At 65.0% G+C, this 25,038-nt stretch carries 31 protein-coding genes; 9 read left to right on the top strand and 22 right to left on the bottom strand.

Going from position 1 to position 25,038, the window contains the following annotated elements:
• Position 1: 1 nt before the first annotated feature.
• From ybeY to I6F16_RS24045, 8 genes are all read right to left on the bottom strand, one after another.
• Complete coding sequence (gene ybeY, locus I6F16_RS24080) at positions 2–511, bottom strand: rRNA maturation RNase YbeY (RefSeq protein ID WP_036008983.1); 510 nt, start codon at positions 509–511, stop codon at positions 2–4.
• A gap of 59 nt (positions 512–570) precedes the next feature.
• Positions 571–1,566 (bottom strand): PhoH family protein, encoded by a 996-nt coding sequence (locus I6F16_RS24075; protein ID WP_225113783.1) that lies wholly within the window; start codon positions 1,564–1,566, stop codon positions 571–573.
• A gap of 64 nt (positions 1,567–1,630) precedes the next feature.
• Positions 1,631–3,025 carry a tRNA (N6-isopentenyl adenosine(37)-C2)-methylthiotransferase MiaB gene (gene miaB, locus I6F16_RS24070; RefSeq protein ID WP_225128081.1) on the bottom strand — a complete coding sequence of 465 codons (1,395 nt, stop codon included), beginning with the start codon at positions 3,023–3,025 and terminating at the stop codon, positions 1,631–1,633.
• Between the two features lie 190 nt (positions 3,026–3,215).
• Complete coding sequence (locus I6F16_RS24065; protein ID WP_036008953.1) at positions 3,216–3,896, bottom strand: HAD family hydrolase; 681 nt, start codon at positions 3,894–3,896, stop codon at positions 3,216–3,218.
• Between the two features lie 97 nt (positions 3,897–3,993).
• A complete protein-coding gene (locus I6F16_RS24060; RefSeq protein ID WP_225113781.1) occupies positions 3,994–4,449 on the bottom strand; it encodes a Fur family transcriptional regulator in 456 nt (151 codons plus the stop codon).
• A 39-nt stretch (positions 4,450–4,488) separates the two neighbouring features.
• Positions 4,489–4,974, bottom strand: a complete 486-nt coding sequence (gene rimI / locus I6F16_RS24055) for a ribosomal protein S18-alanine N-acetyltransferase (RefSeq protein WP_036008947.1) — start codon at positions 4,972–4,974, stop codon at positions 4,489–4,491.
• Complete coding sequence (gene tsaB / locus I6F16_RS24050; protein WP_225113780.1) at positions 4,971–5,666, bottom strand: tRNA (adenosine(37)-N6)-threonylcarbamoyltransferase complex dimerization subunit type 1 TsaB; 696 nt, start codon at positions 5,664–5,666, stop codon at positions 4,971–4,973. The genes rimI and tsaB overlap by 4 nt, the downstream gene beginning before the upstream one ends.
• A gap of 337 nt (positions 5,667–6,003) precedes the next feature.
• On the bottom strand, positions 6,004–6,645 hold the full coding sequence (locus I6F16_RS24045) for a carbonic anhydrase (RefSeq protein WP_036008941.1): 642 nt from the start codon (positions 6,643–6,645) through the stop codon (positions 6,004–6,006).
• 101 nt (positions 6,646–6,746) lie between these two features.
• Here I6F16_RS24045 and I6F16_RS24040 point away from each other — a divergent pair, with 101 nt between their 5' ends.
• Entirely contained in the window at positions 6,747–7,628 is an 882-nt protein-coding gene (locus I6F16_RS24040; RefSeq protein WP_036008938.1) for a CoA ester lyase, read from the top strand.
• 41 nt (positions 7,629–7,669) lie between these two features.
• Here I6F16_RS24040 and I6F16_RS24035 read toward each other — a convergent pair whose 3' ends face one another.
• Entirely contained in the window at positions 7,670–8,482 is an 813-nt protein-coding gene (locus I6F16_RS24035; protein WP_036024531.1) for a Crp/Fnr family transcriptional regulator, read from the bottom strand.
• Between the two features lie 138 nt (positions 8,483–8,620).
• Between I6F16_RS24035 and I6F16_RS24030 the strand changes: the two genes are divergently transcribed.
• A complete protein-coding gene (locus tag I6F16_RS24030) occupies positions 8,621–8,809 on the top strand; it encodes a hypothetical protein (protein ID WP_225113779.1) in 189 nt (62 codons plus the stop codon).
• Positions 8,810–8,860: 51 nt separating this feature from the next.
• Here I6F16_RS24030 and I6F16_RS24025 read toward each other — a convergent pair whose 3' ends face one another.
• A complete protein-coding gene (locus I6F16_RS24025) occupies positions 8,861–9,616 on the bottom strand; it encodes an SDR family oxidoreductase (protein ID WP_225113778.1) in 756 nt (251 codons plus the stop codon).
• A gap of 194 nt (positions 9,617–9,810) precedes the next feature.
• On the opposite strand from I6F16_RS24025, the gene I6F16_RS24020 reads away from it, so the two are divergent.
• Both I6F16_RS24020 and I6F16_RS24015 read left to right on the top strand, forming a co-directional pair.
• Positions 9,811–10,704: an AraC family transcriptional regulator gene (locus I6F16_RS24020; RefSeq protein WP_036040800.1), complete on the top strand. Its 894-nt coding sequence runs from the start codon at positions 9,811–9,813 to the stop codon at positions 10,702–10,704.
• Between the two features lie 11 nt (positions 10,705–10,715).
• Positions 10,716–11,489 (top strand): N-acyl homoserine lactonase family protein, encoded by a 774-nt coding sequence (locus I6F16_RS24015; RefSeq protein WP_109141842.1) that lies wholly within the window; start codon positions 10,716–10,718, stop codon positions 11,487–11,489.
• Positions 11,490–11,498: 9 nt separating this feature from the next.
• On the opposite strand, the gene I6F16_RS24010 is transcribed toward I6F16_RS24015, so the two are convergent.
• The 4 genes from I6F16_RS24010 to I6F16_RS23995 form a co-directional block, all read right to left on the bottom strand.
• On the bottom strand, positions 11,499–11,918 hold the full coding sequence (locus I6F16_RS24010; protein ID WP_109145541.1) for a hypothetical protein: 420 nt from the start codon (positions 11,916–11,918) through the stop codon (positions 11,499–11,501).
• A gap of 344 nt (positions 11,919–12,262) precedes the next feature.
• A complete protein-coding gene (locus tag I6F16_RS24005) occupies positions 12,263–13,048 on the bottom strand; it encodes a hypothetical protein (RefSeq protein ID WP_036040796.1) in 786 nt (261 codons plus the stop codon).
• 79 nt (positions 13,049–13,127) lie between these two features.
• Positions 13,128–13,733 (bottom strand): 3-isopropylmalate dehydratase small subunit, encoded by a 606-nt coding sequence (leuD, locus tag I6F16_RS24000; RefSeq protein WP_027573022.1) that lies wholly within the window; start codon positions 13,731–13,733, stop codon positions 13,128–13,130.
• A 171-nt stretch (positions 13,734–13,904) separates the two neighbouring features.
• Positions 13,905–14,303 carry a metallopeptidase family protein gene (locus tag I6F16_RS23995; protein ID WP_036008911.1) on the bottom strand — a complete coding sequence of 133 codons (399 nt, stop codon included), beginning with the start codon at positions 14,301–14,303 and terminating at the stop codon, positions 13,905–13,907.
• A gap of 157 nt (positions 14,304–14,460) precedes the next feature.
• Between I6F16_RS23995 and I6F16_RS23990 the strand changes: the two genes are divergently transcribed.
• From I6F16_RS23990 to I6F16_RS23980, 3 genes are all read left to right on the top strand, one after another.
• Positions 14,461–14,736 carry a hypothetical protein gene (locus I6F16_RS23990; protein ID WP_225113830.1) on the top strand — a complete coding sequence of 92 codons (276 nt, stop codon included), beginning with the start codon at positions 14,461–14,463 and terminating at the stop codon, positions 14,734–14,736.
• A gap of 26 nt (positions 14,737–14,762) precedes the next feature.
• The gene (locus I6F16_RS23985; RefSeq protein ID WP_225113777.1) at positions 14,763–15,023 is read left to right on the top strand and encodes a hypothetical protein; all 261 of its coding nucleotides are present in this window, start codon (positions 14,763–14,765) and stop codon (positions 15,021–15,023) included.
• Positions 15,024–15,210: 187 nt separating this feature from the next.
• Complete coding sequence (locus tag I6F16_RS23980) at positions 15,211–15,750, top strand: hypothetical protein (RefSeq protein WP_225113776.1); 540 nt, start codon at positions 15,211–15,213, stop codon at positions 15,748–15,750.
• Between the two features lie 224 nt (positions 15,751–15,974).
• On the opposite strand, the gene leuC is transcribed toward I6F16_RS23980, so the two are convergent.
• The 6 genes from leuC to ffh all read right to left on the bottom strand — a co-directional run bounded on the left by leuC (position 15,975) and on the right by ffh (position 21,628).
• Positions 15,975–17,381, bottom strand: coding sequence for a 3-isopropylmalate dehydratase large subunit (leuC, locus tag I6F16_RS23975; RefSeq protein ID WP_036024581.1), 1,407 nt, complete (start codon positions 17,379–17,381; stop codon positions 15,975–15,977).
• A gap of 326 nt (positions 17,382–17,707) precedes the next feature.
• The gene (gene rplS, locus I6F16_RS23970) at positions 17,708–18,088 is read right to left on the bottom strand and encodes a 50S ribosomal protein L19 (protein ID WP_036008895.1); all 381 of its coding nucleotides are present in this window, start codon (positions 18,086–18,088) and stop codon (positions 17,708–17,710) included.
• 110 nt (positions 18,089–18,198) lie between these two features.
• On the bottom strand, positions 18,199–18,954 hold the full coding sequence (trmD, locus tag I6F16_RS23965) for a tRNA (guanosine(37)-N1)-methyltransferase TrmD (RefSeq protein WP_225113775.1): 756 nt from the start codon (positions 18,952–18,954) through the stop codon (positions 18,199–18,201).
• A 149-nt stretch (positions 18,955–19,103) separates the two neighbouring features.
• Positions 19,104–19,637, bottom strand: coding sequence for a ribosome maturation factor RimM (gene rimM, locus I6F16_RS23960; RefSeq protein WP_225113829.1), 534 nt, complete (start codon positions 19,635–19,637; stop codon positions 19,104–19,106).
• 6 nt (positions 19,638–19,643) lie between these two features.
• Entirely contained in the window at positions 19,644–19,976 is a 333-nt protein-coding gene (gene rpsP / locus I6F16_RS23955) for a 30S ribosomal protein S16 (protein WP_025032875.1), read from the bottom strand.
• A 101-nt stretch (positions 19,977–20,077) separates the two neighbouring features.
• Positions 20,078–21,628: a signal recognition particle protein gene (gene ffh, locus I6F16_RS23950; RefSeq protein ID WP_225113774.1), complete on the bottom strand. Its 1,551-nt coding sequence runs from the start codon at positions 21,626–21,628 to the stop codon at positions 20,078–20,080.
• 453 nt (positions 21,629–22,081) lie between these two features.
• Between ffh and I6F16_RS23945 the strand changes: the two genes are divergently transcribed.
• Entirely contained in the window at positions 22,082–23,146 is a 1,065-nt protein-coding gene (locus tag I6F16_RS23945; protein WP_225113773.1) for an MBL fold metallo-hydrolase, read from the top strand.
• Positions 23,147–23,322: 176 nt separating this feature from the next.
• Positions 23,323–23,733, top strand: coding sequence for a hypothetical protein (locus tag I6F16_RS23940; protein WP_225113772.1), 411 nt, complete (start codon positions 23,323–23,325; stop codon positions 23,731–23,733).
• Positions 23,734–23,822: 89 nt separating this feature from the next.
• Here the strand turns inward: I6F16_RS23940 and I6F16_RS23935 are convergent, their stop codons facing one another.
• A complete protein-coding gene (locus tag I6F16_RS23935; RefSeq protein WP_225113771.1) occupies positions 23,823–24,527 on the bottom strand; it encodes an SIMPL domain-containing protein in 705 nt (234 codons plus the stop codon).
• A 5-nt stretch (positions 24,528–24,532) separates the two neighbouring features.
• Positions 24,533–25,038, bottom strand: a 506-nt coding sequence (locus tag I6F16_RS23930; protein WP_225113770.1) for a GyrI-like domain-containing protein, incomplete at its 5' end; no start/stop codon positions are given.

Below are 25,038 nucleotides of genomic sequence, written 5' to 3'. Positions count from 1 at the left end.
CTCAGTGCGTCCCCGGGCGGTCGGCATAGGGATCGGGGATGCCGAGATGGGCGAGGATCTCGGTTTCGAGCGCTTCCATCTCCTCGGCGTCGCCCTCGTTCTCGTGGTCGTAGCCGATCAGGTGCAGGAAGCCGTGCACGGCGAGGTGGCTCAGATGATGGTCGAACGGCTTGTGCTCCTCGTCCGCCTCGCGCCGCATGGTCTCGTAGGCGATTGCGATATCGCCGAGCATGCGCGGGGCATCGCCCGGCTTCCACGCGCCCTCCGGCTGCAGCGCCGGGAACGACAGCACGTTGGTCGGCTTGTCGATGCCGCGCCAGTTGCTGTTGAGCGTGCGGATGCCGGCATCATCGGTCAGCATCACGGCCACTTCGGCGTCGGCAACGTCTTCGTCGACGCTCTCGGCGGCCGCCGCCAGTGCGCGCTGGATCACGGCTTCGGAATCGGGCTCGCGCTGCCAGCAATCGGCGACGACGAGGACCTCGGTCATGGGAAGGTTGGAATGGGACATTGTGTTGTCTCGGACGAAGGGTGCCGTGCTCGCGCCCTGTTTGGTCCGGTGCTGCCTCGTCAGGATTGACCGGTGGCCGGCCGCTGCGGCGGCCCTTCATAGGCGGCGACGATCCGCGCCACGAGCTCGTGGCGGATCACGTCCTCCGCCTTGAAATGAACCTGGGCGATGCCCTCGACGCCGCTCAGGAGGCGGGTCGCCTCGGCCAGGCCCGAGGTCTGGCCGTTCGGCAGGTCGATCTGCGAGGGATCGCCCGTCACGATCATGCGGCTGTTCTCGCCGAGACGCGTCAGGAACATCTTCATCTGCATCGACGTGGTGTTCTGGGCCTCGTCCAGGATGATGGCGGCGTTGGTCAGCGTGCGGCCGCGCATGAAGGCGAGCGGCGCGATCTCGATCTCGCCGGTCTGCAGCGCGCGCTCGACGATGCGCGCATCCATGAGGTCGTAGAGCGCATCATAGATCGGCCGCAGATAAGGATCGACCTTCTCGCGGAGATCGCCGGGCAAAAAGCCGAGCCGCTCGCCGGCTTCCACCGCCGGGCGCGACAGGATGATCTTGTCGACCTCCTTGCGCTCGAACAGCTGCGCGGCATGCGCGACGGCGAGCCAGGTCTTGCCGGTGCCGGCGGGGCCGATGCCGAACACCAGCTCGTGCCGCTTCAGCGCGCGGATGTAGGAATCCTGCGCGGCGGTGCGCGCCCGCACCGGACGCTTGCGCAAGTTGATGCTGTCGAAGATCGATTTGGCCGATTTGGCGTCGAACTCGAACAGCGAGCCCTGCGCGATCACGGCGCGGATCGCGCCCTCGACCTCGCCCTGGTCGAGATCGTGCCCCTTCGCGGCCTGCGCGTAGAGCATCTCCAGCACGCGGCGCGCAGCGTCGCAGCCGTCGCGGGTGCCGCCGATGGTGATGTGGTTGCCCTTGGAATCGACGATGACGCCGAGCCGCCGCTCGATCTGCGCCAGGTGCTGGCCGTAGGGGCCGACCAGCGCGGAAGCGGCGCGGTTGTCGTCGAAGTCGATGACGACCTGGGTCTCGGGCGGAACTTGCATGTCGCGGTCAAATTTGCGGCTGGGAGCGAACGAAGACGAATCCGATGCGCTTTTGGGCAAGGGTTCAGGCTCCACTGGCTTGCGATAAAGCGGGCTCGCGCGCCTTGCGCGGCATCACGAGCTCGCCGAGAAAACTGTAGCGCTCGAGGCTGTCGATTCTGACAGGCAGGATCTGTCCAATGATGTCGGGCGCGGCCATTACGTGGGCGGGCTGGAGGTAGGCGGTGCGGCCCACGATCTGGCCCTCCTTGCGCGCCGGACGCTCGAACAGCACGTCGACCGTTGAGCCAATCGCGGCCTTGTTGAAGGCCGATTGCTGGCTGTCGATCAGTTCCTGGAGCCGCTCCAATCGCTGGTCCATCTCGGCGGGGGACACCGTCTCCTGCATATCCGCGGCCGGCGTTCCCGGCCGGGCGGAGTATTTGAACGAATAGGCCGCAGCGTAGCCGATTTGCGTGACAAGCGCGAGGGTGGCGAGAAAATCTTGCTCGCTCTCGCCGGGGAAGCCGACGATGAAATCCGATGAAAAAGCAATGTCTTGGCGTGCGGTACGAAAACGGTCGATGACCCGCCGGTAATCATCGGCGGTATGTTTGCGGTTCATGGCCGCCAAAATGCGGTCCGAGCCCGACTGCACCGGCAGGTGCACGAACGGCATCAGGGCACCGAGGTCGCGATGGGCCGCGATCAGGCTGTCGTCGACATCGCGGGGGTGGCTGGTCGAATAGCGCAGCCGCGCGATGCCGGGAATCGCCGCCAGATGTTCGAGCAGCCGGCCGAGCGGCCAGGTTTTTCCGTCCGGTCCGTCGCCGTGATAGGCGTTGACGTTCTGCCCGATCAGCGTGAGCTCGCGCACGCCGTTGTCAGCGAGCCGCTTCACGTCCTCGACGATCTTCGCGACGGGGCGCGACACCTCTGCGCCGCGCGTATAGGGCACGACGCAGAAGGTGCAGAACTTGTCGCAGCCTTCCTGCACCGTGACGAAGGCGGAAATGCCACGCGCGCGGATCGCGTCCGGCTTCGGCTGGGCCAGGAAGCCGAACTTGTCCGCGGCGGGAAATTCGGTCTCGATCGCGCGGCCTTCGCCCTCGGCGCGCTTCAACAGCTCCGGCAGATGATGATAGCTCTGCGGTCCCACCACGACGTCGACGACAGGCGCGCGCCGCACGATCTCCTCGCCCTCGGCCTGCGCCACGCAGCCCGCCACCGCGATCTGCATCGCGCGGCCTGCACGCGCGGCCTCGTCCTTGGCGACGCGTAGCCGGCCGAGCTCGGAATAGACCTTCTCCGAGGCCTTCTCGCGGATATGGCAGGTGTTGAGGATGACGAGGTCGGCATCCTCCGCGCTCGCCGTCTCCACGAATCCTTCCGGGGCCAGCGTGTCCACCATGCGCTGGGCATCGTAGACGTTCATCTGGCAGCCATATGATTTGATGTGCAGCTTGCGCGGCGGCGTCATGGAACCCGAAATGGAGCTGGAGGACGGCCCTCAGATATAGGCTGCAGGGCCGAAAATCCAGCGAATGGAGCCATTTCCGCCTGTCATTCCGGGGCGCGACGCAGTTGCGAACCCGGAATCCAGAGTTTTACTGCGAGATTCCGGGTTCACGCGCGTCGCGCGTGCCCCGGAATGACGGTTCGAGGCAACATCAGCCCGCCAGAGCGTCCGCCGCGACCCGCCGGACCAGCTCGGGCAGCTGATGCATGTCGGCAAAGAGCAGGTCGGCGCCGGCCAGGCGCAAAGTTTCCGCATAGCCGTCGCGGCAATGGCTGCCCCCGTAAAAGCCGAAAACCGTCATGCCGGCGGCGCGGGCGCCGGCGATGCCGGCCAGACTGTCCTCGATCACGACGCAGCGCTCGGGCGGCACGCCCATTTGGCTCGCCGCGAACAGGAACAGGTCTGGCGCCGGCTTGCCGTTCTTCACCTGCGAGGCCGAGAAGATGTTTGGCGCGAGGCGCTCGTAGAGCCCGGTGCTCCCGAGGCTCACGCGCATCCGCTGATGCGAGCCGCTCGAGGCGACGCAGACGGCTTGCGTGACGACATCCAGCACATCGTGGATGCCGCGGATCGCTTCGAGGTCGGCTTCGAATGCGCGAAACAGCTCGTCCTGGAGATCGCCGTGATAGGCCTCGGGCAGCTTGCGGCCGAGCTCGGTCTCGATCTCGAGATTGGCCTGCTTTGTCGAGCGGCCGAGGAAGCGCGCGAACACCTGCTCCGACGTGATCGGATAGCCGTGGCGCGTCAGCACGTCCGCATGCGCCCGGCAGGAGATCACCTCGCTGTCCACGAGCACGCCGTCGCAATCGAAGATGATGAGATCGATGGGCATCAGAGCCTTACTTGGTCGGGCACTCTGGTGCCGCGCAGGTGGTACCACCTCTCCCCGACGGGGAGAGGTGAAGAAAGATCGCCGAAAGAACTGTTCATCAATTCGTCGGCTTGTCGTCGTCGAGCGGGACGCAATAGAGCTCGAGCCGGTGATCGACCAGACGATAGCCGAGCTTGCGGGCGATCTCCGCCTGCAGCTTTTCGATCTCCTCGGAGGTGAACTCGATCACCTTGCCGTCGCGCAGGTTGATGAGGTGGTCGTGATGGCTGTCGCGCATCTGCTCGTAGCGCGCGCGGCCCTCGCGGAAATCGTGGCGTTCGATGATGCCGGCGTCCTCGAACAGCTTCACGGTGCGATAGACCGTCGAGATCGAGATCTTGTCGTCAACCGCAACGCAGCGCCGGTACAGTTCCTCGACATCGGGGTGATCGGCCGCCTCCGCCAGCACGCGGGCGATGACGCGGCGCTGCTCGGTCATGCGCATGCCCGTTGCGGCACAGCGCGCCTCGATCTCGGATGCCTTGGACGCAGAAGAATGTTTCAGTGTGGTCATAGCGTTGTCTGCCTGGGCGGGCGCTTTCTGCCGCCGATGTTACGACAAGTCACGCCGCATCAGAAGGGCGTTCAATTGTTCCCCGTTGGGCTGCTTATAGTAGCGATCGCGGCGTCCGACCACCACGAATCCGGCTCGATCGTAAAGCCGCCGCGCCGGCTGGTTGTTCTCCTCCACTTCCAGAAATATGGTGCGTACGCCGCGCCCGGCGAGGTGGCCGAGATGGGTCATCAGCAGCGTGCGGGAGAGGCCGCGGCCGCGATAAGCCCCGTCCACCGCGATCGAGAGAATCTCCGCTTCGTCCGCGCCGATCCGCGACACCGCAAAGCCGATCGTCTTGCGGCCGAGCCGCAAGCGATGCACCAGCGTGTTGCGCTCGCTCATCATGCTCTCGAACTCGCCTTCGCCCCAGCCGTGCGCGAACGAGGCGCCGTGAAGCTGCGCGAGGCGCGCGGCATCGCGCATGGTCGCGGGCTCGACGGCGGCGGTGCCGCCGCGCCACCACTCCGACAGCCATCCCATCATGAGGTCGCGGCTTGTGCTGCGAGCGGCGTCGATGCCGCCGGCTTGGCGTCGGGCGCTTTCAGATAGAACGGCCGCGCTGGTGTGGTGTCGGGATTGGCCGCCGCGCCGAGCCAGGCGACCCAACTGATGTCGGGCGCGGGCTGCGCGTCGACCGCGATGGGTTGCGGTCCGTCCTTCGGCCAGCGACCTGCGAGGATCCCGGCGGCATTGCCGACCAGATGCGGCGCGCCGAATTGCGAGGCCGCGATCGCCGCGTCGATGGAGGCGACAGCCGGCCGCACCAGCTGGCTGCCATCGCCGGCGACGATCTGGAAATAGACGTGATCGTGCCGCGCATCGATCGCAGAGATCACCGGCACCGTTCCGCTCTTGGCGACGACCCCAGCGGCATAGGCCGACAGCGTCGTCAGCCCGACCGCCGGCCGTTTCGCCGCAAGCGCAAGGCCCCGCGCCGCCGAGATGCCGACGCGCAGGCCGGTGAAGCTGCCGGGCCCGACCGTGACGGCGATGCGGTCGAGCGAGGTGAAGGAAAGGCCGGCCGATTGCATCACGCGCGCGATCATCGGCATCAGCGCCTCGGCATGGCCGCGCTTCATCAGCTGCGATTCCCGTGCGAGGAGCTCGCCGGCGTCGGTGTCGAGAACGGCGGCCGCGCAGGCTTCGAGCGCAGTATCGATGGCAAGGATCAGCATGATGGAGCAAATGGCGAGTGGCGAATGGAGAACACTCTAGCGAACCAGGCGCCTGTCCGCCATTCGTCAGGCAGGATTTGCACTTCCGATATGCCCTATTGCGCAAGGAGGGCTATCGCTTTGAGAGTTTTTCCCTGCGGCCATCCATCGAGACGCCCGCTTGGGCGGGCTCCTCAGGATGAGGGCGGAGTGCGCGGCAACAGTTTCAAGGAGCACTGACGCTGATTAGCCTCATCCTGAGGAGGCGCGTAAGCGCCGTCTCGAAGGACGAGGCGTGCGCGCAGGCCGCTGCCACAAATCATATGCGATAGCCCCGCATTTCGCTGGGTGGGCAGGATTATCCCTCGCGTGCGTTCCTGAATTCCTTGGTCGCCTTGTCCAGCACGAACAGCGATCCCTCCGCCACGCCGAAATAGGCGCCGTGGGTCTGCATCCGGCCGCTCTCCACGGCCTTGCGGACGAACGGGAAGGTCATCAGGTTTTCCAGGCTGCGGAACACGGCGGCCTTCTCGATGCGCTCGACGAATTGCGCCATGGTCTCGTGCTCGCGCTGCTCCACAACCTCGCCCGGCTTGATGAACATCTGCATCCAGCGGCCGATGAAATCGCCGGGCGTGAGCGGCTCGATCTTGTCGATGAAGGCACGGATGCCGCCGCATTGGGCGTGGCCGAGCACCACGATGTGCTTCACCTTCAGCACTGTCACCGCAAACTCCAGCGCTGCCGAGACGCCGTGAGCGCCTTCGTCAGGCTGATAAGTCGGCACCAGATTGGCGATGTTGCGGACGACGAAGAGCTCGCCCGGCCCCGCGTCGAAGATCACCTCGGGGGAGACCCGGGAGTCGCAGCAGCCGATCACCATGGTCTCAGGCGACTGCCCTTTGACCGAGAGCTCACGATAGCGGTTCTGCTCGGTCGGCAGCCGCTGGGTGGCGAAGGCCTTGTAGCCTTCCAGCAAGTGCGTCGGGAATGTCGTCATGGCCCATGCCTAATCACATACCGCCAAGGCCGACAAGCCTTTCGAATGGGCAGGCCAAATGCTATCGGCTGGGGGACGACAGACCAGGAAGGAACGCCAGCATGACCCGCCCGCGCCGCAGCCATCTGTTCATGCCCGGCTCCAACCCGCGCGCGCTGGAAAAGGCGCGCAATCTCGCCGCCGACGGCCTGATCCTCGATCTCGAGGATTCCGTCGCCCCGGAGGCCAAGGCGGCGGCGCGCGACGGCATTGCGGCGGCGATCGCCGCCAAGGGTTTTGGCAGGCGCGAGGTCCTGATCCGGACCAACGGCCTCGATACGCCCTGGTGGCCAGATGACGCCGCCATGGCCGCCAAGGCCTCGCCGGACGGCATCCTGGTTCCAAAAGTTTCAAGCGTCGAGGATCTCGACGCCATCGGCCGCAAGCTGGCCGAGCTCGGCGCCGCGCCGACCGTCAAAGTCTGGGCCATGATCGAGACCGCGCGCGCCGTGCTGCATGCCGAGGAACTGGCCGCCGCCGGCCGCGATCCTTCGCGCCGTCTCTCGGGCTTCGTGTTCGGCCCGAACGACATCTCGCGCGAGACGCGGATCCGGATGCTGCCGGGCCGCGCCGCGATGATCCCGATGATCACCCATTGCATCCTGGCGAGCCGCGCGCACGGCCTCGAGATCCTCGACGGCCCCTACAGCGACATCGCAAATTCCGACGGTTTCGCCACCGAATGCGCGCAAGGCCGCGATCTCGGCTTCGACGGCAAGACGCTGATCCACCCCTCCCAGATCGACGCTTGCAACGCCATCTTCACCCCGCCGGAGGAGGAAGTCGCCCGCGCGCGAAAAATCATCGCGGCGTTCGAACTGCCGGAGAACGCCTCGCGCGGCGCGATCCGCCTCGATGGTGCGATGGTGGAGCGCCTGCACGCCGACATGGCCCGGCGCACGATCGCGATTGCGGACGCGATCGCTGCGATGGGGAAGGGCTGAGGCGCGAGATCCACTTCTCCACGCGCCGCAGGTTTTGCACTCTATCGTCCCGCCCGCGAAACGGCTTTGAATTCACCGCCTGCTCCGTGGGAGGCGGCGATGGCGCTTTGCCGGAATCGCGCATCGGCAGGCTGGGGCGCCGCCAATTCCTGGCAATACATTCGATCGATCGTGCGCTGCATGAGCGCATAGCAATCGCATGCGATCCTCTCGAGCCGCGACCGATGGATCTCGACAAACCCGCGCCGCTCGGACGGGATGGCGCCGGCCTCGCGTAGCTTGCTCATCGTCAAAGTCACCGTCGTCCGCCGGACCCCAACCAGTTGCGCCAGCGCCTCCTGCGTCACCGGAAGCAGGTCCTCGGGAACGCGGTCGTGAAGCTGCAGGAGCCACCGCGCCATGCGGCCATCCACCCGGTGCAGCGCGTTGCAAGCGGCGACATGCTGGAGCTGCAGCAACACGGCGCGGGCGTGGACCTGCACGACATTCCTGATCGCTGCGCTTTGCGCATGGGCAGCGCGAAATTTGGCGGCGGAAATCACCGATGCAGTGCCGGCTGTGCGGGCAATCGCGGTCACGGATGAAGGCGAGGGGCCGAGCACGGAGAACGAGGCCAAAGCGCCTTCGCGTCCCATCAAGCTGGTCGCGACCGTTTGCCCGTCCGGCATATCGAGCATGAAGGCGATCGCGCCGCTATGGGGAAAATAGACAGGGTCGAGTTCGTCGCCCGATCGCACCAGGACGGCATCGGGTTCGAACGAGACCTTCTGGAAGTGGGGCGTCAGCAAAGCGAGATCCGCCGGCGGCAGCGCCGCCAATAGCCGATTCCCGATGCCCTTGCGGTGGGCAGTCACGGTGTCCTCTGTTGAACGAGCACCCAACGAACGACGGGAATCATCTCTTTCATTCGCCATGATTATCCGAAATGCGGATTGCGGAACGGCAGCGATCCAAACAGAGCTAATAATCGAGATCAAGCACGGATATTTGCGGTGAGCTTTCCCCGCATCCTCGCCGCGCAAACAGTCATACTATTTACGCCCGTTGCCATCCGACGATGCGCACAAGCGAAAGCTCTGCTGTACGCTGCCATCAGCGGTCCGGCAGATGGTCCGGTCTTTCTCGGTGACGGTAGCGGTGACGAAATCGCGGATGCGATCGCGGTGATGCGGAAGGGCTGAGGGCTCGCACACTCCGTCGCCTCGCGACGGAGTGCGCCAATGCCGCCGCACTCAGATCGTCTGGCCGCCGGACACCTCGATGCGCTGGGCCGTAACCCAGCGATTCTCCGGACCGAGCAGGCTCGCGACCATCGGCCCGATGTCGTCGGGCACACCGACGCGGCCAAGCGCGGTCATTTGCGCGAACTGCTTGTTCAAATCCGGCATGTCGCGGACGGCGCCGCCGAGGAAGTCGGTCTCGATCGCGCCCGGCGCTACGACGTTGGCGGTGATGCCGCGTTCGCCGAACTCCTTTGCCATGTAGACGGTCAGAACCTCGATGGCGCCCTTGGCGGCGGCATAGGCCGAGAAGCCGGGGAAAGACACGCGCGTCAGCCCGCTCGAGAAGTTGACGATCCGGCCATTGTCGCCAAGCAGCGGCAGCAAGGCCTGCGTCAGAAAGAACGGCCCTTTGACATGGGTGTCGAAGAGCGCGTCGAACTGCTGCTCCGTCGTCTCGGCTATGGCGGCCATTTCGCCCTGGCCGGCATTGTTGACGAGATGATCGAACTTGTCGGCGTGCCAATGCTCCGCCAGCGCCGACGCGACTTTTGCGGCGAACGCCGGAAAGGTCGATACGGAGGTGACGTCGAGCTGGAGCGCGACCGCTTTTCGGCCGAGCGCCTCGATCTCGGTGACGACCTCGCGGGCGGCGGCGGCGCCGCTGCGATAGGTCACGATGACGTCGCCGCCGTGACGCGCGATGGCGATTGCGGTATTGCGGCCAAGGCCCCGGCTGGCGCCGGTGACGAGCGAAATGGTGGGCATTTGAGGCTTCCTCGTGAAGTTTCGGTGGGGCCTTTCTGCCTGTGATCGAGCATCCGATGTTGCCGGATCCTGTGATCGTCTTGCCCAATCCTCCAGGAATGCGGCCGGCGGCAGCCTTGCCTGAAACTCCCGTCTTCTTGCCCGATCGCCCCTCGGCAATTGCCCGCATGCATGGCGCGGCCTAGATTGGGCCCGTGACCGAAACGCTGCTCCAGATCGCCAGCCGTTACGCCGCAGCTCACGCCGACGGCAAAGGCCTTGCGTCCACGCCTTTCGCCGGCATCTCGATCATTCGTGAGACCGCGCCGAGCGCGCTCCAATTTGCGATCTCCAAGCCGCTGGTCGCTTTGGTGCTGCAAGGTGCCAAGCGTGTTGCGGTCGGCGCCACGTCGTTCGACCTGGGTGCGGGCGATTCGCTGGTGATCTCGAGCGACGTGCCGACGGTCAGCCAGATCACGCGCGCCACAGCCGCGGTGCCCTATTTGTCGCTCGTCGTCGAGCTCGATCCCATCGTCATCGAGGGGCTGGTCGTCGAGATGGGGGCCGCGCCTTATGTTCCGTCGCAGCCGCTTCGGGTCGAGCCAGCGGAGCGGGATGTGAGCGATGCGGCGCTGCGGTTGTTGCGCCTGATCGATCGGCCCTCGTCCGCCTCGATCCTCCAGAGCCAAGTGCTGCGGGAGCTGCATTATTGGCTATTGGCCGGTCGGCACGGTGGTGCCATCAGGGCGCTCGGTATGGCCGACAGCCATGCGCAGCGGATCGGCCGTGCGGTTGCGATCATTCGCGCCGACTATGCCAAGCCTTTGCGTGTCGACCGGCTCGCCAAGGCCGCGGGGATGAGCCACTCGGCCTTTCACCTGCACTTTCGCAGCATCACGTCGCTGACCCCGCTTCAGTTCCAGAAGCAGTTGCGTCTGATCGAGGCGCGCCGCACCATGCTGGCCGATGGCGCGAGCATCGCGACCGCCTCTCATCGGGTCGGCTACGAAAGCGTTACGCAGTTTACGCGGGAATATTGCCGATTGTTCGGCATGCCGCCTGGGCGCGACATGCGCGAGGCGAAGCGGCGCGTCGAATCGGCGGCTTGAAGAGTTCTCACATGGCGACGATCGACCGGATCTACATCCTCGACGGAGGCATTGCTGAGGTCGAAGACGGTTCGATCTATTCTCCCGGCATCAATGTCGGCATTCCCATGACGTTGAGCTGCAATGCCTATCTCATTCGTCACCGCGGTGAGTGGCTGATCTGGGATACGGGAATAGCGGATGAGCTGGCGAAGTATCCGGAAGGGCGCATCATCGCACACGGCATACGCGGCATCGTGCGCCGGCCTCTCGCGGACCAATTGGATGAAATCGGGGTGCGGCCCCGCGATATCGGCACCATCCTCCTCTCTCACGCGCATTTCGATCATATCGGAAATGTCGACCTGTTCGAAAACGCAAGATGGATCGCTCAACGGGCCGAGTTCGAAGCCATGTTCGGACCTGACCCCGACGAGTTCGGCTACTCACTGCCGCACTACGAGGCGTTGCAGGAGCGGCCTTTCGAGATTGTCGATGGCGACCACGACCTATTTGGCGACGGCGCGGTGCGCATGATCTTCACGCCCGGCCATACTCCCGGGCATTGCTCGCTGCTGGTGAAGCTGCCGCGGCGCGGCGCCGTGCTGCTGAGCGGTGACGTCGCGCACAACCGGGAGAACCTCCGGCACATGCGCGTGCCGTCGTTCAATGCCGACCCGCAGGCGACGGTTGCGTCGATGGCCAAGGTGGTCGAGCTGCTACGCGTCGAGAACGCCGAAATCTGGATCAATCACGATACGGCGCAAAGCCAAGGAATGGCTTACGCGCCGAAATGGATCGAGTAGCGCAATGCCTCACCGCGGCACGAGGTCGGCACGCTCGAGCGTCTCCAGGGTCGAGGCGTTGGCGCAATAGCCATGGTAATTCTCCGCGGCGGTGCCCTCAGTGAGATCGCGGTCGCACTGTCCCTTGTGATTGCAGAGCGAGCAGACCCGCTCGAGGTCGCGGAGCAGCAGCGGCTGCGCGCGGCCGAGCGCCTCAGTGCTGATGCCGAGCTGTTCGAGCATCTTCGGCAGCTCGTCGGCGGCGTGCCGGCCATGACGGACCAGCTCCTCCAGATCGTCCGGCGCGATCCTGAGATCATTGGCGATCCGGTCGAAATCGGCGCGGTCGAGCTGCCGCATTTCGTTGATCTCGCGGCGGTGCTTCACCCAGTTCGCGAAGGACTCGATGAGATCCTGGACGATGGGGTAGGGCCTGGTTGCGGTGCTCATGGAAAGCTCCATTCGGACGGTCGGAATTGGAGCGAGATAAGCACAATGATGCAGAAGCGCGTTGCGCTGGATCAAACAGGGAATGCGGTAAGGACATGGCTCTCGTGTCCCGGACGCGCTGCAGCGTGTCTGGGATGGGCACGATGTGATCGTAAGGAGAGCGTAAGTCCTTCCACATCGTCCTGGCCGGGCTTGACCCGGCCATCCACGCCTTGCTGGGCAGTGCAAAGAACGTGGATGCCCGGGCCTTCGCCTCGCCGAAGCGGCTTCGGCCGCGCAGGCGGGACGAGCCCGGGCATGACGACCTCTTACGCTGCTGTGTGATCGTTCAAGGTAAAGGAGAGCTACCTGAACCGCTCCGCCGCCCAGGCATACAGGCTGCCGGGAATCGGCTTCTCGCCGCCGCGTCCCTTCGGCGAGATGTGCAGGCCGATGATGGCGGGGTCGGTGACCAGGCCAAGATAGCTCGAGGGATCGAAGAACAGCTTTGGCTCGGCATGCACGGCGTAGAACGATTGCTTCGGCAATGCGTTCTGCAGCTCGCCGGCACGGCGCGCGAGCGCGGTGAGCGCCGCGGGCCCGTAGATCGCGACGCGAATATCGGCGAGCCGGTTCGAGCCGCCGCGCAGGCGGCGCATCATGAAGGTGATGCGATGGCGCACGGACAGCCAGTTCGGCGTCAGCTCCTCCTGCTCCATCAGCTCTTCGAAGGCGGCAACGATGCCGTGCGCGGGCGGCAGATAGAGCACGGAATTGCCGAGCTGGCGCGGCCGCTCCCAGGCGAAGTAGGGTTTTGCCGGATCGATCTCGACCGGCCTCAACAGCAGCACGTCGGCATCTAACCAGAGGCCGAGGCCCTTTGCCATCAGCTTCATGCGGAAGAAGTCGCTGAATTGCAGAATGGTCCAGTCGCGCCAGCTGCCGTCCGGCTGCGGCGGCCGCAGGCGTTCGGAGAACGCATGCGGCAGGATCGCCTCGGCCTCGGCATTCGCGACGCCGGCCGGCAATCCGGGAATAGTGTCGAAGCTGTAGACCGTGACCTTGTGCCCGGCAGCCAGTTGCGAGCGCAGACAGGTCTGGCGCAGCGCATCCATCGGGCCATGCCAGAAGGTGACGATCTCGGGCAGCATGCGGGAAGTCATAAGGGATAATCAGAACAAAGAAAAAGCCCCGGCGCTTGCGGCACCGGGGCTCAACAAAAACTTGCGATCAGGCCCAGGCGCGTTCGCGCTTGAGCTTGTCCTCATAGGAGTCGATCGAGGCCTTCTTCTCCATGGTGAGGCCGATGTCGTCGAGGCCGTTGATCAGGCAGTGCTTGCGGAACGGGTCGATCTCGAACTTGACCTTGCCGCCGTCGGGGCCGCGGATCTCCTGGTTCGGCAGGTCGATCGTCAGCGTCGCATTGGCGCCGCGCTCGGCATCGTCGAACAGCTTGTCGAGGTCTTCCTGCGACACGCGGATCGGCAGAATGCCGTTCTTGAAGCAATTGTTGTAGAAGATGTCGCCGAACGAGGTCGAGATCACGCAGCGGATGCCGAAGTCGAGCAGCGCCCAGGGCGCGTGCTCGCGGCTCGAGCCGCAGCCGAAATTGTCGCCGGCGACCAGCACCTTCGCATTGCGATAGGCGGGCTGGTTGAGCACGAAGTCCGGATTCTCGCTGCCGTCGTCCTTGTAGCGCTGCTCGGAGAAGAGCCCCTTGCCAAGGCCGGTGCGCTTGATGGTCTTGAGGTACTGCTTCGGAATGATCATGTCGGTGTCGACATTGATGATCTTCAGCGGCGCCGCGACGCCTTCCAGCGTGGTGAACTTGTCCATGGTTGCGCTTTCCCGCACGTGGTTCAGGGAACCGGCTATTTATCGCGATCGGGCCGGAAATCCTAGGCCGAATTCGGCAGATCTAATCTGCCGTAGGGGGTTTGAAGCCGAACTGGCGCGGCATCGGAATTTCACCTCTCCCCGGTGGGGGAGAGGTGGACCGAGAGCGTCCTACTCCGCCTTAGCCTCGATCGCGGCCATATCGTCGTCCGACAGACCAAAATGGTGGCCGATCTCGTGGATCAGGACATGGCGGACGATGTGGCCGAGGCTTTCGTCGTGCTCGGCCCAATAATCCAGGATCGGGCGGCGGTAGAGCCAGACCATGTTGGGCAGCCGTGCCACGTCGCCAAAGCTCTGCTGGGGCAGGCCGACGCCCTGGAACAGGCCGAGCAGGTCGAACTCGCTCTCGCATTCCATCTCGTCCAGGACCTCCTCGGTCGGGAAGTCGTCGACGCGGACGATCACGCCCGCGCAAAGCTTGCGAAATTCCGCCGGCAGGCGCTCGAACACGTCGTGAGCCATCGCTTCCATTTCGGCCAGCGAAGGGGCTTTCAATTCCGTCCACATGAGCACCTCTTAGCGCGGGTTTCCCGCTGATGCATCTGGCTTTATAAGCGCGGCGAGGTTGACGGGCGCCGCCAAAACGGGGAGCGTGGGGCGATCGATGGGACGGTTCAGGGTGGGCGGAAAAATGCGAGCGAAAACAGCGCTGACTCTACTGTGCATGGGGTTGTTTTCGCAGCTTTGCATCGGCGCCGAGGCGCAGGCCGCCAGTTCCGAAATCCGGATGGCCCAACTGGTCTCGCCGGACGATGTCCCCCCGCCGCGCAAGCGGCCGCGCCTGCGCATCACGCCCTATTACAGCCCGGACGGCGTCTATCCCCGCTACAATCCCGGCCCCGACGCGGTCCGGGTCTGCAATGCCACCTATGTGCAGGAGTACCGGCCAAGCGGCACGGTGATCGTGCCGCGCGTGAGCTGCTACTGGCGCCGGGGCTGACTTCGCGGCGACCTCGTGAGGGTGTGATGGCGAGATGGATCGCATGGGCCTTTGCCGTCGCGCTGGCCACTGGGCTGCCTCGCGCGTCCGCCGCGCCAAGGGCGACGGTCCCGGAGGCGTCGGCGGGGATCGCGGTTTTCGATGTGCGACGACACGCGCGAACCTATGACATCGCACGGCCTGCCATACGCCGCGATCCGCGCTACTACGCGCGCCCTGTCCATTATCGTCCCTATCCCTATGGCGTGCCGGCGCCGTTCGTCTTCACCTATGGGCCCTTCTGGTAAGGCGCCGCCTTGGACCGTCGGCTTTGCGATCGCGCGAGGCACGGCGTCGCAGCGCGGCGCTGTGCCTCGTTCATTCATGGCGCGTTCACATCGCTGTCCGCAACTTGATCTCGGGAGCGACCGCAATTGAACGGCAATGCGCGGCCGAGACGTCGCAGCTCTGCCGTCCGGATTCAGGGAGGATTCCATGCTGAGAATGTTTGGCCGCCGGGCTGGCCCGATGCGCCTGCTCGGGCTTGCGGCCGCCGCGACGCTGATGCTGTCGGCCGGCAGCGCGCGCCGCGCTGAAGCGCTCACCTTGATCAATCCGGCGACGTCGCCGATGACGAAGGCCGCGACCGACGATCTCGTCACGCAGGTTCGCCGTGGCGGGCACGGCGGACATGGCGGCGGGCATTTTCACGGCGGCGGTTTTCGCGGCGGCGGCGGGCATATCGGCCGCGGTTTCCACGGCGGTGGCTTCCGCGCCGCGCCGGCCTTTCACCACAGACATGTCGGCATCCATCGCCATGGCGGCTTTCGCCACGGCGGATATGGCGGGGTCCACCGGCACTGGGGCCATCACCGCCCCCATTTCCGGCATCGTCACTTCTACCGGCCCTATTATGTCGGCGGCTACTATCCTTCCTACTCTTATCCGCGCCGCTGCCGGATCATCTGGACCTATTACGGTCCGCGCCGCGTCTGCCACTGGCCGCGGTGGCACTATCCGTACCGCTATTGGTGACGTGAGTGGATTGCTGGCTCTGCATTCGTCATGGCCGGGCATAGCCGTCCGAAGGACGGCGTCGCTTCCGCTCGCCTATGTCCCGGCCATCCACGTTCTTGGGGCTTGTGCAGAGAGTTCGTGGATGCCCGGGACGAGCCCGGGCATGACGGAGAGACTGGTTAGAGCCAATCCTTCAGCTTCCACGACGAAGCTTTCCACCGCATCAGATTGCAGGGACCAGCTTAGCGCCAGTCCCTGACGTCGACGAAGTGGCCCGCGATCGCCGCCGCTGCCGCCATCGCCGGCGACACCAGATGGGTGCGGCCCTTAAAACCCTGGCGGCCTTCGAAATTGCGGTTCGAGGTCGAGGCGCAGCGCTCTTCCGGCTTCAGCTTGTCCGGGTTCATGGCAAGGCACATCGAGCAGCCCGGCTCGCGCCATTCGAAGCCGGCCTTGATGAAGATCTTGTCCAGACCCTCGGCTTCGGCTTGCTCCTTCACGATGCCGGAGCCCGGCACGACCATGGCATTGACGTTCGCCGACACGGTCTTGCCCTCGGCGATCTTCGCCGCGGCCCGCAGGTCCTCGATGCGGCCGTTGGTGCAGGAGCCGATGAAGACGCGGTCGAGCTTGATGTCGGTGATCTTGGTGCCCGCCGTCAGGCCCATATATTTCAGCGCGCGATGCTTGGAGATGCGCTTGGCCTCGTCCGCGATCTTATCAGGATCGGGCACGATACCGGTGACAGAAATCACGTCTTCAGGCGAGGTGCCCCAGGTCACGATCGGCGGCAGCTTTGCCGCATCGAGGCGCAGCTCGTGGTCGAAATGCGCGCCGTCATCGGAGCGCAACTTCTCCCAGTAGCGCATCGCCGCGTCCCAGGCCGCGCCCTTCGGAGCCTTCGGACGATCACGCAGGAAGTCGAACGCCTTCTGGTCGGGCGCAACGAGGCCAGCGCGCGCGCCGCCTTCGATCGACATGTTGCAGACCGTCATGCGGCCTTCCATCGAGAGCGCACGGATCGCTTCGCCGGCATATTCCAGCACGTAGCCGGTGCCGCCGGCGGTGCCGATCTCTCCGATGATGGCCAGGATGATGTCCTTGCCCGTCACGCCATCCGGCAATTTGCCGTCGACGGTGACGCGCATGTTCTTGGCCTTCTTCTGGATCAGCGTCTGCGTCGCCAGCACGTGCTCGACCTCGCTGGTGCCGATGCCGTGCGCGAGCGCGCCGAACGCGCCATGCGTCGAGGTGTGGCTGTCACCGCAGACGATGGTGGTGCCGGGCAGCGTAAAGCCCTGCTCGGGGCCGATGACGTGGACGATGCCCTGGCGCTTGTCGAACTCGTTGTAATATTCGATGCCGAACTCCTTGGCGTTTTCGGCCAGCGCCTTGATCTGCTCGATGCTTTCAGGGTCGGGATTCGGCTTGGTGCGGTCGGTGGTCGGCACGTTGTGGTCGACGACGGCGAGCGTCTTCTCGGGCGCATGGACCTTGCGCCCCGTGGCGCGCAGGCCCTCGAACGCCTGCGGCGAGGTCACTTCGTGCACCAGATGGCGGTCGATATAGAGCAGGCAGGTGCCGTCCTCGGCTTCGTGCACCAGATGGTCGTTCCAGATCTTGTCGTACAGGGTGGTCGGCTTGGACATGAGCTCGAGCTCCAAAGAATGTGTGTCAGCGATGAGCGCGGCAGAGCGCGCGGGCAACAAAATCGTCAGCGCAGCCTTCAGGCTGCGCGGCTAAGCTCTGACGTTGCCGAGGTCGCGAAGCGTCCGAAGAACCGGCCAGGCAGCCGCGAGCGATCGTCGATGACGATGCGCTGGATGCGGGCGAAGCTGGTTAGATCTGGAAACATTCTAGGAATATATAGCAGGCCGAATTGGAAGCGCGAGTGCTTTGACGCGCACGGCTGACGCAACAAAAAAGCGCGGAGCCGAGCCCCGCGCTTTCGAAAGACCTGCCTGGTGGCGAAAGCTTACTCGCCGACGGCAGCAGCGCGGTCCTGCTTCTCGACGATGCGGGCCGACTTGCCGCGAAGATTGCGGAGATAATAGAGCTTGGCGCGACGCACCTTGCCGCGGCGCACCACCTTGATCGAGTCGATCATCGGGGAGAGCAGCGGGAACACGCGCTCGACGCCCTCGCCATAGGAGATCTTGCGCACGGTGAAGCTCTCGTTGAGGCCACCGCCGGAACGGCCGATGCAGACGCCCTCATAGGCCTGCACGCGGGTGCGGTCGCCTTCGACGACCTTCACGTTGACGATCACGGTGTCGCCGGGGGCGAATTCCGGGATGTCCTTGCCGGCCGACAGCTTGTCGAATTGCTCCTGCTCGAGCTGCTTGATCAGGTTCATGGGTAAATCTCCATCGGCGCGCCCAGCCCTGGAAACGGGGGGCTGCGCAAAATTCGTCTATCCAGCCATTGCGGATTTGGCCGCTCCTATAAGGCAAGCCGGAGCGTTTGTCACCCGTCTGTCTTGGTTTTTGGCGTTTTTTGGCCGCTCCCCCGATTCGCGGCCTTTTCCCACAAATCCGGGCGCCGGGCGGCCGTCAGGGCCTCGGATTTGGCCCGCCGCCAGGCGGCCACCTTGGCGTGGTCGCCGGAGGTGAGGACAGCAGGGATCGGAACCCCCTCGAACAGCTGCGGGCGGGTGTATTGGGGGTACTCCAGCAGGCCGTCCGAAAAGCTTTCCTCGGTTCCGGAGGCTTCCTTGCCCATCACCCCCGGCAGCAGCCGGACGCAGGCGTCGATCAGGGCTAAAGCTGCGATTTCGCCCCCGGACAGCACGTAATCGCCGATCGAGACCTCCTCCAGGCCGCGCGCGTCGATCACCCGCTGGTCCACCCCCTCGAACCGCCCGCAGACGATCAGGGGGCCGGGGCCTCGGGCGAGTTCGACCACCCGTGCCTGGGTCAACGGCCGACCCCGCGGGCTCATGAGCAGGCGTGGCCGCGCTTTTGACGGGTCTTGCCCGATCTCGGCAGCATCGATCGCCGCGGCGAGAACATCCGCCCGCAGCACCATGCCCGGCCCACCGCCGGCCGGGGTGTCGTCGACGCTGCGGTGGCGGTCGGTCGCGGACGCCCGGATGTCGCGCGCCTCGATCTGCCAGAGCCCGGACGCGAGCGCCCGGCCGGCGAGGCTCACTCCGAGCGGCCCCGGAAACATCTCCGGAAACAGCGTCAGCACCGTCGCGCGCCAGGGTGAGGGATTGGTCATTGCATCCTAATCTCGTCGTCCCGGGGCGCGCAAAGCGCGAGCCCGGGACCCATAACCACCGCAGCCCGTTTTGCGATAGCTGGAGCGATCAGCTTAGCGAAAAATTCCGGCCTGTGGTTATGGGTCCCCGCCCCCGTGCGCTTTGCGCACTAGGCGGGACGACCCGTGGATGGAGCGTCGCCCTCGATCTCCTGCGGCAACGCGATCACGACGCGGCCGCCTTTGAGGTCGACTTCCGGCACCACCGCGTTGGAGAACGGCAGCAGCATCGTCGGGCCCTTGGGCGGCGCGATCTCGATGATGTCGCCGGCGCCGAAATTATGGATCGCGAGCACGCGGCCGAGCGCATCGCCATCAGTTGTGACTGCGGCGAGCCCGATCAGATCGGTGTGGTAATATTCGTCCTCGTCCGTCGCGGGCAGTTTTTCGCGCGCGACGTAGAGCTCGATGCCGTTGAGGCGCTCGGCCTCATCGCGGGTCACGACACCCTTGAATGTCGCGACCAGATGATCTTTGGCCTCGCGCACCTGCGCGATTTCGAACTGGCGCCTGCCGTCCTTGGTCGACAGCGGACCGTAGCGGCGGACGGCAAAGGGATCCTCGGTGAAGGTCCACAGCTTGACCGCACCGCGCACACCATGCGCGGCGCCGATCCGCGCGACGCAGACCAGCGCCGACATGATCCGGCCTTACGCCTTGGCGGCGGCTTCGGCCTGCGCCTTGCGCTCCTTGCGCGGCACGGCCTTCTCAGGGTTGTTGCGCGCTTCGCGCTTCTTGACGCCGGCGGCATCGAGGAAACGCGCGACGCGGTCCGACGGCTGCGCGCCCTTGGCGAGCCAGGCCTTCACCTTGTCCATGTCGAGCTTGAGGCGGGTCTCGTTGTCCTTCGGCAGCAGCGGATTGAAATGGCCGAGACGCTCGATGAAGCGGCCATCGCGCGGAAAGCGCGAATCGGCGACGACGACGTGATAGACGGGACGCTTCTTGGTGCCTGCACGGGCGAGGCGGATAACGACGGACATTCAGTTCTCCTTGAAAGTGTGGTTTTGCAAAGTACGTTTTGTTCGGTCGATTGGTATTCCGCGTCGCCTGAGATGCTGATGATCCCCGTGCGACGAATTCCTCATTTCTTCTTGCCGGGGAAACCGCCGAGGCCCGGCAGCGTCGGCTTGCCGCTCAGCCCGGTTAGTCCCGGAAGGTTCGGTAGGCCTTGGCGAAGACCGGGCGGCAGATCCTTCGGCAGATTCGGCAGGCCTTGTCCGCCGCCCGCGCCTTGCATCTTCTCCTGCAGCGCCTTCATCTCTTCGGGCGAGGGCATCTTCATGCCGCCGCCGAAGCCCATCGCCTGCGCGATGCCGGCGAGCGGGCCGCGCTTGCCCGATCTCATGGCCTTCATCACGTCGGCCATGTTCCGGTGCATCTTCAGCAGCTTGTTGACGTGCTCGACGCTCTGGCCGCTGCCGGCCGCGATGCGCTTCTTGCGGCTGGCCTTCAAGAGGTCCGGATGACGCCGCTCCTCGCGCGTCATGGAATCGATGATTGCGACCTGACGCTTCAGGATCTTGTCGTCGATGCCGGCGGCCGCGATCTGGTTCTTCATCTTGGAGATGCCGGGCATCATGCCCATCAGCCCGCTGATGCCGCCCATATTGGCCATCTGCAGCAGCTGCTCGCGCATGTCGTTGAGGTCGAACTGACCCTTGCGCATGCGCTCGGCGGTGCGCGCGGCCTTCTCGGCGTCGATATTGGCGGCGGCGCGCTCCACCAGCGACACCACGTCGCCCATGCCGAGGATGCGGCCGGCGATACGATCCGGGTGGAAGTCTTCCAGCGCGTCGGTCTTTTCGCCGGTGCCGATCAGCTTGATCGGCTTGCCGGTGACGGCGCGCATCGACAGCGCGGCGCCGCCGCGGCCGTCGCCGTCCACGCGTGTGAGCACGATGCCGGTGAGGCCGACGCGCTGATCGAACGAGCGCGCGAGGTTCACGGCGTCCTGGCCGGTGAGCGAATCCGCAACCAGCAGCACTTCATGCGGATTGGCCGCGGCTTTGATCGCGGCCGCCTCTGCCATCATCTCTTCGTCGAGCGTGGTGCGGCCGGCGGTGTCGAGCAGCACGATGTCGTAGCCGCCGAGCTTGCCGGCTTCCAGCGCGCGTTTGGCGATCTGCGGCGGCTGCTGGCCGGCAACGATTGGCAAAGTGGGAATGTCGAGGTCGCGGCCGAGCACGGCCAGCTGCTCCATCGCCGCCGGGCGGTAGACGTCGAGCGAGGCCATCAGCACCTTGCGCTTGTCGCGCTGGACCAGGCGGCGGGCGAGCTTTGCGGTGGTGGTGGTCTTACCGGAGCCCTGCAGGCCGACCATCATGATCGGCACCGGCGGCACCGAATTGACGTCGATGGTCTGGCCTTCGGCGCCCAGCGTGTTGACCAGCTCGTCATGGACGATCTTGACCACCATCTGGCCGGGCGTGACCGACTTGACGACGGTGGCGCCGATCGCCTGCTCGCGGACGCGCTCGGTGAAGCTGCGGACGACTTCGAGCGCGACGTCGGCCTCCAGCAGCGCGCGGCGCACCTCGCGCATCGCGGCGTCGACGTCCTTTTCGGTCAGCGCACCGCGCCCCGTCAGACGATCGAGAATGCCACCAAGCCGTTCCGACAGATTGTCGAACAATGCCGTTGTCCTGTTGCTGTCTTCCCGATGGGAAGAGCGCTCCGTAACTCACCGCTGTCATGCCCCGCGAAGGCGGGGCATCCAGTACGCCGCAGCACCTCAGTTCAAGCCGAGCCGCCTCTGGGATACTGGATCGCCCGATCAAGTCGGGCGATGACACCTTCCTGGATAAGCATCTTCCAAACACCTTTGCGCCCGAGGGCGCACAGCGCTGTCGGGCGTTGACCTCCGGCCTCGAGGCCGGTCGGCGGGTCGAAAAGAAAGCCTTTCCGAGAAAGTGGCGGGGTTAAACGCCGCTCCCGCCCAAAAGTCAAGGAAAGTTAGGGTGTCGGCCCGCCCTTGGTAAGGCAAGGTTCTGAAAACGTGATCCTTTTGTCGCAGGTTCCTTTTCCGCCAGCCCCGCCCATATAGGCGGTGATGTCTTACCCCTCCAACCATCCCTAGAAGCCCGCCGTGCCGATCACCCGCCGCCGCCTTTTCGGACTATTTGCCGGAACCGGTGCGCTGGTCGGCGTCCCCTCCCTCTGGATGTCGAGCATGAAAACCTATGACGGCCCCGCCTCCGATCATTTCGACGGCCTGACCTTCTTCGATCCGGACGGGGCGCCGCCGAAATCGCTGCGCGAGGTGCTGCGCTGGCAGCTCGGCGGCAAGCGGCAGCGGGCGACTTGGCCGGATTGGGCGCCCAGTCCCCATGCCGACACCCCGCCAGCGCGCGTTGACGGCGACAAGGTGCGGCTCTCCTTCGTCGGTCATGCCAGCTGGCTGATCCAGGCCGGCGGCCTCAACATCCTGGTCGATCCGGTCTGGTCGGAGCGGGTCTCGCCGGTCGCCTTCGCCGGGCCGAAGCGGCACAACGACCCCGGCATCGCCTTCGAGAAGCTGCCGAAGATCGACGTCGTGCTGGTCTCGCACGGCCATTACGACCATCTCGACATCGCGACGCTGTCGCGGCTCACCAAGAATTTCGCCCCGCGCGTGGTCACCCCGCTCGGCAACGACGTCACCATGCGCAGCTGGGATCCCGGCATCAAGGTGGAGGCGTTCGACTGGCATGATCGCGTCGAACTCGGCGAAGGCGTCGCGGTGCATTTAGTGCCGACAAGGCACTGGACCGCGCGCGGCCTGTTCGACCGCAACAAGGCGCTGTGGGCGAGCTTTGTCCTGGAGACGCCGGCCGGGAAGATCTACGTGGTCTGCGATTCCGGCTATGGCGATGGCCGCCATTTCCGCCGCGTCGCCGAGAAGCACGGCAAGCTGCGCTTGGCGATCCTCCCGATCGGCGCCTACGAGCCGCGCTGGTTCATGCGCGACCAGCACATGAACCCCGAAGATGCGGTGAAGGCGCTGGCCGATTGCGGCGCCGAGCAAGCGCTCGGGCATCACCACGGCACGTTCCAACTGACGGACGAAGCGATCGACGCGCCGGCGACAGCGCTGGTCGAGGCGCTGGATGCCGCGAACATTCCGCAGGAAAGATTCGTGGCGATGCTGCCGGGGCAGGTGGTGGAGATTTAGGTCGTGTATCCATAAACCCGGCGGCTTGATGCGACGAAAGCAATGTCCGCTTTGCTCCCATTGCGGCAGGTGCGTGCGGTTCTGCGCCGTTGAACCAGAAAGCCCATGACGCAACAAAGCACCATGGATTTCTTTTGGTCGGAAGACCTTTATTAATCGATGGATGAAGCCGGCCTGTGGGATTTTTGCTGAGAATTGTGCTTGCAACCGCTCTCGTGAACCTTGCTCCGGCCGCCGCCCAGGCGAGGAACGCCGTCGCTTCTCCTGCCTTGCAGAAGGAATTCGATGGCTTCATCGAGAAGTTTCGCGCGGCGCTGAAGGCAAACGATTCCGCCGCCGTCGCCGGTATGACACGGTTGCCGTTCATGAACGACAACGCAATTCGCGACGCCGCGCAATTTGGCGCCAAGACCTATCGGACCTCGTTCACGGCGAAAAATCGCGCGTGTATCCAGCGCGGCAAGGCCGTCTACGATCGCGATGACTATAAGAACGACAGTTACTTCGTCTTCTGCGGCGAGCTCATCTTCGTCTTTACCAAGACGCCGACGGGGTTTCTTTTTACTGATATCAGCGTGAATGATTGATCGGGCAACAATGCCATCCCCTGCCGCCGGACGTATGATCGGGTCGCCGGCCCATTGGTGTTGCGGCGATGCGCCTCTTACGAAAGAGGCTACTGCCCCTGCTTGATCGCCCAGCTCACATTCACCGTCACCGTCAGCGTCTCCTCGCCGGGCGCGACGGCGGCCTGTGGGGCTGCGGCCATCCGTTCGGCCATGCGGCCCTTGAACAGCGGCACCGGGCCGCCGCCCTCGGTGACGCTGAGCGGCGCGCCCAGCGTGACGCCGGCAGCCTTCGCATAAATCTCCGCCTTGCGCCGCGCATCGGCAACGGCCTGCTCGCGCGCATCATCGAGCAGCTTTGACGCCTGCGTCACCTCGAACGAGATATTGCCGATGTCGTTGGCGCCGGCGCTGACCAGAGTGTCGATGATGCCGGCCACCTTGGTCACGTCGCGGATCTTGACGGTGACGCGGTTGCTGGCGCGGAAGCCGACCACCGGCGAGGCGCCGGTGGATTTGTTCTGGCCGTATTGCGGCTGCAGCGACAGCCGCGAGGTCTGGTAGTCCTTCTCGGCGATCCCGGCGCCCTTCAGCGCCAGCAGCACCTTGCCCATCGCGGCATTGTTGGCATCGGAGGCCTCTTTCGCCGTCTTGGCGTCGTTGGCGACGCCGGCATCGATTTGCGCGAGATCGGGCGCCGCGGACACGGAGGCTTCGCCGCTCACCGAGATTGCGGAGGGAAAATCCTCGGCGCGCGCGGGCGCGGCGAGTAGCGTGGCGGCGAGGGCGGCGGCGAGTAGGGCAGGCTTTTTCATCAGTCTCACTTCAGTGGCACGAAAACATTGATCACGAGCTTGTCCTCGGACGTCTTTAGGGGATCGGTGAGGTACTCCTCGATGAAGGTGTCCTTGGCTTCCAGCCTCTTGTCGTCGAGATGATTGGTGATCGCCTCATACGTATTGTCCATGTTGTCGTAGGAGCCGCGATGGACGAATTTCAGCGCCTTGCCTTCAGGCGATTTGCCGATGCTCATGTCCTTGGACAGGTTCTTCGGGTCCTGATCGACCGGGATCTGGGCAAGAAAGGTGAAGCCGGTATCGTCCGTCGATGTGTAGACGATCATCGAATTGCCCGATGGCTTGATGCCCTGCTTGTCGAGCAGCGTGTTCAACGCCTTGAAGGCGTCGATCAGCGTGTCGAAGGCGGAGTCCCAATTGGCGGTGCCCTTGACCATCACGACCTTCTTCGACTCGAGCATGGTCTCGAGGCCAAAGGGATCGGCGGTCTGAACCGGGGCGGGGGTCGCGGCGGCGGCCGGCGGCGGGC

Origin of the sequence: Bradyrhizobium sp. IC4060, from assembly GCF_020193715.1 — a bacterium.
Taxonomy (GTDB): Bacteria; Pseudomonadota; Alphaproteobacteria; order Rhizobiales; family Xanthobacteraceae; genus Bradyrhizobium; species Bradyrhizobium yuanmingense.
This window is presented reverse-complemented; position numbering and strand designations above follow the sequence as displayed.